Source organism: Candidatus Paceibacterota bacterium (assembly GCA_028714275.1).
Classification (GTDB): domain Bacteria; phylum Patescibacteriota; class Minisyncoccia; order Phycocordibacterales; family CAINVO01; genus CAINVO01.
Genome location: JAQTMP010000027.1, coordinates 1 through 9763, shown reverse-complemented (window position 1 = coordinate 9763; position 9763 = coordinate 1). Strand labels below are relative to the sequence as shown.

The window sequence follows — 9763 nt, the reverse complement described above, 5'->3', positions numbered from 1 at the left end:
GCCGATCCTTTATATGCGCCTGAAAATCTCAAGGCTACCCACCTTTTAGGCTTTGATCGCTTGGCCCTACATGCCCGCTCAATCTCATTTATGCTGGCTGATGGGGTCCAAAAGACAGTAGAGGCCCCTTTTCCAAAGGATTTTAAGCAGGCGCTTGCGGATTTTGAGGTCGTGTGCTAAAGTAGCACCCACATATGGCAGCCGTAACACTATCCACTCTTGACCGCGATGAACGCAAAAGTCTCGCTATGAAAAGCGGAGATACCGTCAAGGTTTATCAGAAAATTCAAGAAAAAGGCAAGACTCGCTTGCAGGTTTTTGAAGGTCTAGTCCTTGCCCGCAAACACGGCACCGAAGCCGGAGCTACTTTTACTGTCCGCAAAGTTTCTGGCGGCTACGGTGTTGAAAAAATCTTTCCACTCTATTCTCCTTTGATTGATAAAGTAGAAGTGACCAAGCACGCTCAAGTGCGCCGCTCAAAGCTTTACTATATTCGCAATCAAGCCGCTAAAGAAATCAGCAAGCGTATGAAAATAGAAATGGCGGAGATTCGAGTAAAAGCACCGGCCAAGGCAGCAAAAGAAGTAGCTGAAGATGAAGTTTCTTCGGAAGTGGCAGCGTAGTAAGTTAGAAAATCCCACGTTGGTGGTTTTTTTGTTTTATTAATTGGTAATCGCTATTCCCTTGAGGTATTCTTGTCGTATGTGTAAAAGGGGACCAAAACCAAAAGGAAAAATAAATATAAAATGGTCAGCTGATTTTGTGTATGGTCTTGGGCTGCTTGCTTCAGATGGAAATTTATCACCAGATGGCAGACACATTTCTTTTGTGTCCACAGATCTTGATCAAATAAAAACCTTTCTAAAGGTATTTAAAATTAGAGATATTAAAATTGGAAAAACCTCACACAAATTTAACACCAAAACAGCTTTCCGTGTCCAGTTTGGGGATATCCTGTTTTACAGATTTCTTTTAGGTATTGGCTTTACACCAAATAAGTCAAAAACTATCGGAGAAATAAAAATACCTGATAATTACTTCTATGATTTTTTGAGAGGTAGTTATGATGGAGATGGCACTTTTTATTCATATTGGGACAGAAGATGGAAATCTAGTCATATGTTTTATTTAGAATTTATCTCTGCAAGTAGAATGCATATGGAGTGGATTCGTAAAAGGCTAAATAAGCAACTCGGGGTAGTGGGGCACGTGGTCAACAGCAAAGAGTGTGTCACCTACCAGCTAAAATATGCCAAAAAAGAAGCACTGGAAATTATCAAAAAAATGTATTACACTCGCTTAGTCAATTGTTTAGCTAGAAAGAGACTTAAAATAGAAAGAGCTATAGCTATTGAGGAAAAACAACAGCAAAGTTATATTTAGATATTATGCGCGAGTGGTGTAACTGGTAACCACGTACGATTGAGGTTCGTATGCCGAAAGGCGTGGAGGTTCAAGTCCTCTCTCGCGCACCATTTTGAACTTTGACCGTGATATACTTACGGCATGTCCACTCCAAAAGATCGAGGTAATCTGATCGTTATTTTTGTAGCCATTGCCTTGGCGGCTTTAATCTACGTTTTTCTTTCGGGTCCGGGAGCTTTTCATTTTGGCAAACTCCAAAGCAATGGCACTTCGACTGCTGGAACCATTTTTTCTCAGGTGGCCACTTCTTCGGCGGGAGACATTGGGGTGGTTTCAGCTCAGACTCAAGAGCTGGATTCCGCTGACCATCTAAATATTTCGGTTTCAAAGCCCGTGGTGAGTATTGCCGGTCAAGATCAAGTGTCCCAAAAAATTAATCAAGACATTTCCCAGACAATTGATGCTGCCGTTTCAGATTTCAAAACCTCAGCCTCTGATGTTACAAACGAGCCAAGCACCAGCAGCGTCACTATTGATTTTGAGGTGGTGTACAAAAATGCCAATCAAAATATTCTTTCTATTCAGCTTGATCAGTCATTTTATTCGGCCGGCGCGGCTCATCCTAGTCATGAAGTGGTTTCTTTAAACTACAATACTAAAACTGGGGAAAAAATTACCTTGCAATCACTTTTTGTGCCAGATGTTTCATATTTGTCTCGTCTGTCTGAGTTTTCAATCCAGGCTCTTCAAAACAAGCTTGGCCAAGATGCCAACATGGATACTATTCAGCAAGGGGCTTCTCCAGACGCCGACAATTTTGATGTTTTCTTTATCACTTCTGCCGGATTACGGATCGTGTTCAATGAGTACCAGGTGGCGCCGTATTCATTGGGAGTACAGGAGATCACCATCTCCTACGACGACCTTAAATATTTGTACGATATAAATGGTCCGCTAGCCCCATTTTATAAATAAATTTTTTTCAAAAATGCTTTATACAGGCAAGGGAGATAATGGAACCACCAAAACATTTGGTTGTGATCAGCGGATCTCAAAAAGCTCCACCGTGGCTGAAGCCCTCGGTTCTTTAGACGAGATTAATTCTTTTTTGGGATTAGTGAAGGTGGAATCCGATCAAAAATTTGCAGCTATTATCGAGGAGGTCCAGCAAAATCTTTTTATCATTCAGGCCGAAGTGGCTGGGGCTGAAAAACACCTCGATATTTCAAAAATAAAAAAGACTGAGGAAATGATCGGTACAATTGAAAAGGAGCTTCCACCTATCACCACTTTTTTTATTTCCGGCGGTACTCGGCTCGCCGCCCTTTTTGATACCGCCAGGACGATGGCGCGGCGAGCCGAGAGGAGAGTGGTCGGAGTACACGATGAAAATATTCAAAAAATTTCTCCAGAAACCCTGACATATCTCAACAGACTTTCTTCTCTGCTCTACGCTCTTGCTAGACTTACCAACCATTTATCTGGTATAACAGAGGAACCGCCGAGTTATCGGTAGGTTGTAGGGTCGCTTGTGGATGTATTCCACAGCAGCATTAGTTTACTTTTTTTATAGACTTGTTACTGTTAAGAAGTGCCAATAGTTAAATGTAAAATTTGTAGAAAAAATTTTTATGCCAAACCCTCTTGGGTTCGTAGAGGCTATGGACGTTACTGTTCTTCCGTCTGTCAGCATCTAGGAAGAAGAACTGGTAAAATAGTTGATTGCTACATATGTAACAAGGAAGTATACAAGTCAAAAAAGGCCCTAGAACATTCCAAAAGTAAAAAATATTTTTGTTCAAAATCTTGTCAGACTAAATGGAGAAATACGGAGTTTATAGGAACAAAACACGCCAATTGGGTACACGGTAAGTACGTCTATAGAAGTATTCTAAAAAGAAATAAAGTTCCAGAGACGTGTCTTTTGTGTAGAACTAAAGATTCTAGAATACTGGCTGTACACCACATAGACCACAGTCATGCTAATAATAAATTAGAAAATTTGGCCTGGCTTTGCCATAATTGTCATTTTCTTGTGCATCATGATAGTATGGAAAAACAAAGATTTATTTTGCTTGTAAATAAAGCTTTGGGTAGCAAATAGCATGGTGGCCATCGTTCAATGGTAGGACTTCGCTCTGTGGCAGCGAAAATCTGGGTTCAATTCCCAGTGGTCACCCCAAATCACTTGATGTTGATACAAAAATTGTCCGTAGTATAATGCCAGTATGCAGAGTATAGAGAAAGAGCTGGTGAACTTTTTAAAAAAGAACACCACCGCGGTAATAGCCACCACTCATCAGAGGTTGCCATACCTCTCGACCATATACTATGTCATAGATGACAAGTTGAGCTTCTTTTTTATCACGACCAAAAGTACAGATAAATATTTGAATTTACTGAAAAATGATAACGTGGCAATGGTTATCGGATCTGGGCCAAAACATATTTCAGCTCAATTGCGCGGCCACGCCCATATTGTTTATGGAAAGCAGAAAGAGAATGCCACAAAAGCTATATTTGCGCTGCATAAAAAAAATAAACTTAAGGTTGTTCCCATAAAAGATCTCAAGCGCCTCCAATCAAAAAATAAGCCAGAGGAATTTATTGTCTTCAAGGTCATTCCGCAGCAGCTGAATTTTATGAACCTAGACGACCATGACTATCCTAAGTCACTGTCGAGGGACTACCATTACATATTGCCCCGCCGAGCATGATTTTCCGTCCCTAGCAAGGACCTGTGCTATAATGCAGTCATTAATCATTTAATCTAAACATTATGATGTACGGATACGGATATGGATCACCTATAAGCGTAGTCGGTATGCTGGGTATTGTCACTTGGCTCGTCGTTCTCGCTGATCTTATTCTAGTGGGTTTTTGGCTTTGGCAAAATATTAACAAGAGTAAATAAAGGAGTGAAAAATCAGTTAGTCAAAATAAAAAATTCTAGTTTTAGGTTTTTTTACACAAGGCTTCTCAAGCCTTTGTTTTTTCTAGTCGATCCAGAAAAAATTCATGACAGTATGACTTTTTGGGGAGCCTTTTTAGGAAAATTTGCTTTCAGTCGAGGGGTCACGCGAGCGTTCTTTTTTTATGCGTCCCCCAAGCTCACCCAGAACATTTTGGGGATGACTTTTGAAAACCCAGTGGGTCTCGCTGCCGGCTTTGATAAAAATGCTGACCTCGCCTCCATTCTGCCTTCCGTCGGTTTTGGTTTTGAGGAAGTAGGCTCCATCACAGGGGAGCCGTGTGCGGGCAATCCGAAGCCCCGTTTGTGGAGAATGTTAAAATCAAAGGGATTGTTGGTCTATTATGGCTTGAAAAATGACGGTTCAGAAAAAGTGGCTAAAAAGCTGGCCAAGCAAAAGTTTTCCAATAAACTCGGAGTGAGTGTGGCCATGACCAATTGCAAGGAAAATCTGGATATCCATAAAGCCGTCGCAGATTATGCCAAGGCCTTCAAGGCTTTTTTGAATATCGGTGATTATCTCACCTTAAATATCAGTTGCCCAAACGCCGAAGGCGGGCAACCTTTTGTTGAACCTGATAAGCTGGAATATCTACTAAAGACTGTTGATGAGATTGAGACAAAAAAACCGATTTTTATAAAATTATCTCCCGATCTTACTTTTGATGAGGTGGACGCTTTGCTCGATGTGGCTCGTAGGCATAGAGTGCACGGCATCATATGTACAAATCTTACTAAAAAGAGAAACAATCCGCAGATCTTAGATCAAAATTTACCGAATGTTGGAGGGGTCAGCGGCAAGCCCGCTCAGGAACTTTCTGATAAACTCCTAGCCTATATTTATAAAAAGGAAGGCAGCAGGTTTATTTTAATAGGTTGCGGCGGTATTTTTTCAGCTGAAGATGCCTATAAAAAAATCCGTCTTGGAGCCTCACTCGTTCAGCTCATCACTGGGATGATTTTTGAAGGACCTCAACTAGTCGGAGAAATAAATAGGGGATTGGTGGAGCTGCTTGAGAGAGATGGTTTTAAAAATATTTCAGAGGCAGTTGGCGTAGATGCTATTTCTTATCCGTATAAAAATCATCAATGATTTTATCGATATCCATGTCTAGGACTTTTGCCATTTTTTGCATATGACCTGTCTTGGGTTTGCTTTTGCCTGTCTTCCAAGAATAAATAGACTGGGTGGTGACCCCGATTTCTTTGGCAAGCCATTTAATATCTTTGCCCTGTTTCAGTAGTGCACGGAAAAATGATTTCATAATTTCGGATTATTTTAATTTTGGTACGCTATTTTTTTAGCAAAATATTAGGGCGGGTGCTTGACTCGCCCTAACAGTCCTCACGGAGCAAATGATTATGCTCCGCCTTGTTGTTCTCGAGCAAATGCCTCTGCCCCACCATGCTCAATGAAATGAAGGACACAGTCGCTGTTTGTCGGCGAGTGACCGACTTCTTCGCCTGCGGTCCATTGATTGAGTGGGTCAGATTTGGCAATCTCGATTTGCCTGCGGTTTCTTTCCAAAAGGATTTTATCGGTCTCACTCATAAGGAGTCCTTTCTTGGGTTTGTGCTATATTCTTTTGTTTTGGTTGTTTAAACCTTCAAAAAAATTATTTAACCTGTCTACAGTATATATCTACTTGCAAATAATTGCAATAGGCAATGCTATACCTGTGGATAACTTATTTTACCTAAAAACCCTTTATTTATGGTTGTATGGTACAATACTTCTATTATGTTAAACGGCTTCAAACGGTTTATCTTACGTGGAAATGTGGTGGATTTGGCGGTCGGGGTCACGGTAGGAGCGGCTTTTGGAACGGTGGTCACCGCTTTGGTCAAAGACATTTTGACTCCCTTTATCGCCGCTATTTTCAAAGCGCCAGATTTTTCTTCGCTGACTTTTAGCCTCAATGGCAGCAAGTTTATGTATGGAGACTTCATCAATGCCGCCGTCTCCTTTTTTATTGTTTCAGTCGCTATTTATTTTTTTGTAGTGGTGCCTATCAACACTCTTACTTCTCGGATGAAAAAGTCACCACCAGCTGATCCCACCAATAAAAAATGTCCGGAATGTTTTAGTGAAATTCCTATTCAGGCTACTCGTTGTGCTCATTGCACTATTCAGCTAAAGTAGGATTCTAGGATCCGAGGTTTTATCTATGGACTTTTCTTTTTTTGGATAAAATAAATAATTACCGCCAGGACGATAACCACAGCCGTAATGACAGTGGCCGTGGTCCCTACATAAGCCACAATCCGTGAAGCGTCTTCTTCGTAAAAATAGCCTATGCCGATCAGGACAGCTGATTTGAGAATGCTAGTCGGAATAATATAACCTAAAAATTTGCGGTAAGAATATTCGGCACTTCCGGCGGCGACCATCATGGGCCAGCCCAGGCCGTGGCTGACCTTTGAAATAATTAAGCTTACCCCTCCGTATTTTTTGAAATAATTTTTTAGGTTTTGTTCATAATCCGTTTTGACGCCTCGCCAAGCAGTAAATTTTTTGATGGCCCTCTCTCCGGCATAGCGTCCGATACAATAGTACAAAGTGTCTCCAACGAGATCGGAAAAGATTACAAATGGATACAGAAAATACAAGTTAAAAACCCCGAAGTCTGGAGAAGCTAAAATACCGGACAAGACAGTGGCGATAGGCCCCTCAATGACTAGGATGGGGAAAAGGATAAAATACTTGTATTCGAGCAGCAGGTTTAGAAAGTAGGGGGAAAGCGACGATGCGATACCGTAGAACATGATATGTAGTATAATACGTCACACGCCAATTTAAAATTAACTTAAGTAAAAATGTCATTTATCTCAAACCTCGGCTGGCGCTACGCCACAAAAAACTTTGACGTCAACAAGAAGGTAGACGAAGAAACTTTGGGCAAGATTTTGGAATCCATCCATCTAGCCCCCAGCTCTTTTGGGATCCAGCCTTTCCACGTCACCGTCATCACGGATCCAGAACTCCGGGCCAAAATCAAAGAAAAAGCTTGGAATCAGCCGCAAATTACATCGGCCTCTCATCTCTTGGTTTTTTCTAGTCTTAGTAATATTTCCGGGCGGGTGGACCAGTATGTAGAAACGGCTTCGGCTGGCAATCCTGAAATCAAAATAGCCATGAAAGATTATGAAGCCATGCTCAGAGGTTTTGCAGCAAAAATGAAACCCGAAGAGGCGCTGTCTTGGTCAGCCAACCAGGGTTTTATTGCTCTTGGCTTTGCCTTAGCCGCCTGTGCAGAGCTAGATGTTGATTCATGTCCAATGGAGGGTTTTGACCCTGTGGCCGTCAAGGAAATTATTGGTTTTGGACCGGATCAGCAGCCTATTGCTTTTCTACCTATTGGTTACCGAGCGGCAGAAGATATCATCCGTCCCAAGGTTCGTTTTGCAAAGGAAGACCTTTTCGATTTTAAATAGAAGCCATAGCTAAAAAAATTTGCTATACTTTTCTTCATGAATCTCAAGGAAAATGAAAGTGATGATGTAAAAAGTACTGGAGACTTGATCAAATCTCAAAAAAGAATTTTCAACGACCTGAAGTCAACAATGGAAGAGCAACAACAGGTCCAGATGTTGATTAACTACTTTATCCTCGGACTTTTTCTGGTAGTGGTGATGTATTTCTTTGTGGTTTAATTATTTAGATTTTTAATTTTTTTCAATAATTTTTTATGACATCTTTGCATGCTTTGATCCTTGGCATAGTGGAAGGCTTTACAGAATTTTTACCTATTTCTTCCACCGGACACCTGATTTTGGCCAGCCGCTTGCTGGGGGTTTTGCAGACAGATTTTGTCAAAAGTTTTGAAATCATTATTCAGCTGGGGGCCATCTTGGCAGTTTTGGTGGTCTATGGCCGTCGAGTGATGGGTGATTTTCAAGCTTTGAAAAAAATTCTCGCGGCGTTTATTCCTACGGCTATTATTGGCTTGGTTCTTTACAAACTGATTAAACAATACCTGATCGGCAACGACACGGTGGTGCTCTGGTCTTTGCTTATTGGCGGTATCGTGATTATTTTATTTGAAATATATTTTGGAAAAAAACCAGAGGAAGCAGAATCTTCAGTGTCGGAAGTAACCTACGGTCAGGCAGTGGTAGTGGGGCTTGCCCAGGCTATCGCTGTCATTCCGGGTGTTTCGCGCTCAGCCGCCACTATCATTGGCGGTAGGTTGGTAGGCATTAGTAAAAAAACGATTGTAGAGTTTTCTTTTCTTTTGGCCGTCCCTACAATGATTGCCGCTTCAGCTTTAGATATTTATAAAAACCCAATCGCTTTTCATTCCTCAGACTCCTTGGCTTTGCTTGTTGGTTTTGTCAGTTCCTTTGTGGTTGCGTTGCTCAGTATTAAATGGCTTCTGGCCTACATTCAGCGGCACAATTTTATTGCCTTCGGTATTTATCGGATTGTAATTTCTCTTTTCTTTTTCTGGCTATTTTTTAGATAGATTTTTTGCTTCAGACTCTGAATTTTTTTTCCGATTTTTCAAACATCTCTTTGTAAAAATGGTCAACATTGTGTCCGTCAATATGTTTTTGTTTTTTGCGGACGTGGTATTCAATGATAGAAAAGGCTCGGGCAAAGGGAATTTTGTGGTAGGTCAGCCATATCATGTCAAAGATCATGTGATATGCCATGCCGGCCAGGACTGGCAAAAAGAAGGCGGGCTCAACGTAGGCGGCCAGCAGATAAACGAGGACAAAAAGTTCTACAGTATGGAGCAGACTAAAACCCAAAGCTCTAGTGTCGTAACGATTTTCAGTTACATAATCATAGTACCGAAACATTCTCTGCGGGCTCCAATCTTTCCCTTTTGATTTCCAAAGATAATCCAAATAATGATCGGCATCAATCATAAAAGAGGCAACAAAAAAGATGAGGGCCTGATAGGGATATTCCCATAGGGTGAAGGTGGCTGCCGCTCCGACGGCTCCGGCAATAATGTGGGATTGAAGTCGCATCTTCGTATTATAACAACAAAAAATAAGCAATCAAAAATATTGCGGACTAGGTATTTTTACAGGCTTTTTTAGCTGCCGTGTAGGCGTTTGCAGCAGTTTTTCGACTTGCGCGGTAGGTGTCCATAATAGCTTTTCGGGTACTTGAAAAGTCTGACCAAGCTGCTTTGACCGCTGCCTTTTTAACGCTTCCGGTCAGGGATTCACTCTGAGAAATAGCCAGCTTCCGGGCGGCGACGGCTGTATTTAGAGCTACCTTGCGATTATCGAGGGCTGTTTGGAGAGAAACTTTGCGTACGGATAAAGCAGTTGAGAGGCAAGCTTTTTTGGTGGCCGAATTTAAATTGGGGCTTGAAGCACTGCCGGCAAAAACAGGCACGGCACTAATAAGGGCCAGGGGGGTGATTAAAATTATTTTGGCAAGGCTGCTCGTTGTGGTTTTCCTAGTCT

Annotated in this window: 17 protein-coding genes and 2 tRNA genes; 15 read left to right on the top strand and 4 right to left on the bottom strand. The window is 41.5% G+C overall.

The window, feature by feature from the left end; all coding sequences use genetic code 11:
* The 10 genes from PHF79_02950 to PHF79_02905 form a co-directional block, all read left to right on the top strand.
* Nucleotides 1-180: hypothetical protein (locus PHF79_02950; GenBank protein ID MDD5318750.1), on the top strand; the 180-nt coding region annotated here is incomplete at its 5' end.
* A 14-nt stretch (nt 181-194) separates the two neighbouring features.
* On the top strand, nt 195-623 hold the full coding sequence (gene rplS / locus PHF79_02945) for a 50S ribosomal protein L19 (protein ID MDD5318749.1): 429 nt from the start codon (nt 195-197) through the stop codon (nt 621-623).
* A 79-nt stretch (nt 624-702) separates the two neighbouring features.
* Nucleotides 703-1383 carry a hypothetical protein gene (locus PHF79_02940; GenBank protein ID MDD5318748.1) on the top strand — a complete coding sequence of 227 codons (681 nt, stop codon included), beginning with the start codon at nt 703-705 and terminating at the stop codon, nt 1381-1383.
* Nucleotides 1384-1390: 7 nt separating this feature from the next.
* Nucleotides 1391-1475: transfer RNA gene (locus tag PHF79_02935), tRNA-Leu, on the top strand.
* A gap of 31 nt (nt 1476-1506) precedes the next feature.
* Nucleotides 1507-2340, top strand: coding sequence for a DUF3298 domain-containing protein (locus PHF79_02930; protein MDD5318747.1), 834 nt, complete (start codon nt 1507-1509; stop codon nt 2338-2340).
* 13 nt (nt 2341-2353) lie between these two features.
* A complete protein-coding gene (locus PHF79_02925) occupies nt 2354-2881 on the top strand; it encodes a cob(I)yrinic acid a,c-diamide adenosyltransferase (protein MDD5318746.1) in 528 nt (175 codons plus the stop codon).
* Nucleotides 2882-3473: 592 nt separating this feature from the next.
* Nucleotides 3474-3547: transfer RNA gene (locus PHF79_02920), tRNA-His, on the top strand.
* Between the two features lie 46 nt (nt 3548-3593).
* The gene (locus PHF79_02915; GenBank protein ID MDD5318745.1) at nt 3594-4082 is read left to right on the top strand and encodes a pyridoxamine 5'-phosphate oxidase family protein; all 489 of its coding nucleotides are present in this window, start codon (nt 3594-3596) and stop codon (nt 4080-4082) included.
* 62 nt (nt 4083-4144) lie between these two features.
* A complete protein-coding gene (locus PHF79_02910) occupies nt 4145-4279 on the top strand; it encodes a hypothetical protein (protein MDD5318744.1) in 135 nt (44 codons plus the stop codon).
* Nucleotides 4280-4283: 4 nt separating this feature from the next.
* Nucleotides 4284-5429, top strand: coding sequence for a quinone-dependent dihydroorotate dehydrogenase (locus tag PHF79_02905; GenBank protein ID MDD5318743.1), 1146 nt, complete (start codon nt 4284-4286; stop codon nt 5427-5429).
* Here PHF79_02905 and PHF79_02900 read toward each other — a convergent pair.
* Nucleotides 5398-5601: a helix-turn-helix transcriptional regulator gene (locus PHF79_02900; protein MDD5318742.1), complete on the bottom strand. Its 204-nt coding sequence runs from the start codon at nt 5599-5601 to the stop codon at nt 5398-5400. The genes PHF79_02905 and PHF79_02900 overlap by 32 nt on opposite strands.
* A 152-nt stretch (nt 5602-5753) precedes the next feature.
* Here PHF79_02900 and PHF79_02895 point away from each other — a divergent pair, with 152 nt between their 5' ends.
* Nucleotides 5754-5939: a hypothetical protein gene (locus tag PHF79_02895; protein MDD5318741.1), complete on the top strand. Its 186-nt coding sequence runs from the start codon at nt 5754-5756 to the stop codon at nt 5937-5939.
* A 138-nt stretch (nt 5940-6077) separates the two neighbouring features.
* Nucleotides 6078-6479 (top strand): large conductance mechanosensitive channel protein MscL, encoded by a 402-nt coding sequence (mscL, locus tag PHF79_02890; protein MDD5318740.1) that lies wholly within the window; start codon nt 6078-6080, stop codon nt 6477-6479.
* A 23-nt stretch (nt 6480-6502) separates the two neighbouring features.
* Here mscL and PHF79_02885 read toward each other — a convergent pair whose 3' ends face one another.
* Complete coding sequence (locus PHF79_02885; protein MDD5318739.1) at nt 6503-7102, bottom strand: VTT domain-containing protein; 600 nt, start codon at nt 7100-7102, stop codon at nt 6503-6505.
* Between the two features lie 51 nt (nt 7103-7153).
* Here PHF79_02885 and PHF79_02880 point away from each other — a divergent pair, with 51 nt between their 5' ends.
* Genes PHF79_02880 through PHF79_02870 form a run of 3 tightly spaced genes read left to right on the top strand, consistent with a single transcriptional unit; the run spans nt 7154 to nt 8802 of the window.
* Nucleotides 7154-7771 (top strand): NAD(P)H-dependent oxidoreductase, encoded by a 618-nt coding sequence (locus PHF79_02880; GenBank protein ID MDD5318738.1) that lies wholly within the window; start codon nt 7154-7156, stop codon nt 7769-7771.
* Nucleotides 7772-7807: 36 nt separating this feature from the next.
* Complete coding sequence (locus tag PHF79_02875) at nt 7808-7990, top strand: hypothetical protein (GenBank protein MDD5318737.1); 183 nt, start codon at nt 7808-7810, stop codon at nt 7988-7990.
* Between the two features lie 35 nt (nt 7991-8025).
* A complete protein-coding gene (locus PHF79_02870) occupies nt 8026-8802 on the top strand; it encodes an undecaprenyl-diphosphate phosphatase (protein ID MDD5318736.1) in 777 nt (258 codons plus the stop codon).
* A 10-nt stretch (nt 8803-8812) separates the two neighbouring features.
* On the opposite strand, the gene PHF79_02865 is transcribed toward PHF79_02870, so the two are convergent.
* Entirely contained in the window at nt 8813-9316 is a 504-nt protein-coding gene (locus PHF79_02865) for a hypothetical protein (protein MDD5318735.1), read from the bottom strand.
* Between the two features lie 46 nt (nt 9317-9362).
* On the bottom strand, nt 9363-9763 hold a 401-nt coding region (locus PHF79_02860; protein MDD5318734.1), incomplete at its 5' end, for a hypothetical protein.